The sequence below is a fragment of the Streptomyces recifensis genome (assembly GCF_002154615.1).
GTDB lineage: Bacteria > Actinomycetota > Actinomycetes > Streptomycetales > Streptomycetaceae > Streptomyces > Streptomyces griseoluteus.
The window spans coordinates 1-1,046 of the sequence record NZ_MUNH01000678.1; the positions used below are offsets into that span (position 1 = coordinate 1).

1 protein-coding gene and 1 pseudogene are annotated in these 1,046 nt (G+C 75.7%); one reads left to right on the forward strand and one right to left on the reverse strand.

Going from position 1 to position 1,046, the window contains the following annotated elements:
* A pseudogene (locus tag CCN33_RS28310) lies at nt 1-689 on the forward strand (glycosyltransferase family 1 protein); the annotation flags it as partial.
* 64 nt (nt 690-753) lie between these two features.
* Here CCN33_RS28310 and CCN33_RS28315 read toward each other — a convergent pair.
* The coding region (locus tag CCN33_RS28315) for a DUF1990 family protein (RefSeq protein WP_140394713.1) at nt 754-1,046 on the reverse strand (293 nt) is incomplete at its 5' end.

Below are 1,046 nucleotides of genomic sequence, written 5' to 3' on the forward strand. Positions count from 1 at the left end.
CCACGGCGGACGGCGCGGCCACCGACCACGAGCGCCGGGACGACATCGAGGCCGCCGCGCTGTACGAGCTCCTGGAGGGCCGGGTCACCGCCCGCTTCTACGAGCGCGGCCGCGCCTCGCTGCCCGACCGGTGGATCGAGATGGTCCGCCAGACCCTCACCCTGCTGGGCCCGAAGGTGCTGGCCGGCCGCATGGTCCGCGAGTACGTCGAGCGCCTCTACGCCCCGGCCGCCCAGGCCCACCGCGCGCTCGCCCCGGGCACCGCGCGCGACCTGGCCGACTGGAAGGCGAGGGTGCGTGCCGCATGGCCCGGTGTGAGCGTGGACCATGTGGAGACCACCGCGCCCACCGCCACGGCGGAACTGGGCTCCAGTGTCGGGCTGCGGGTGCGGGTGGGGCTCGGTGAGCTGACCCCGGACGACGTGGAGGTGCAGGTGGTCTCCGGCCGGGTGGACTCCGGCGACCGCATCACCGACGCGGGCACGAACCCGCTGAAGCCGGTCGGCAACCCCGACCTGGAGGGCCGCTGGCTCTACGAGGGCCCCCTCTTCCTCGACCGCACCGGCCCCTTCGGCTACACCGTCCGCATCCTCCCCGCCCACCGCCTCCTCGCCTCCACGGCGGAGACGGGCCTGGTCACCGCACCTTCGGAGGAGGCGGTGGAGTCGGCGGGGGTGCTGCTGCGCTGAGGGTCCGCTGCCGGAGGGCGGGCCGTCCCGCTCGCCCCCGGCAGGTTCGCCGTACGGACACGCCCTAGCTCTCGTCCTCGTCCGCGCACAGGCGCTTCAGGGTGGCGCCGCATCTGCGGGCGTAGGCGTGCTGGAGGGCGCGGGCGACGGGTCCGGCGGTGCGGGTGTACCACTTGGCGGGGCGGCTGTAGGCGGCGACCGTGAGCCAGACCGTGCCGTCGCCGGTGCGCTCGACGACGAACGCTTCCTCGCCGTCCTCGGGGTGGCCGGGCAGGGTGCCGTAGGCCCAGCCCGCGCGGCGGGGTTCGTCGGCGGCCCAGACGACCCGGCAGGGGGCCTTGATCACGCCCGCGAGGT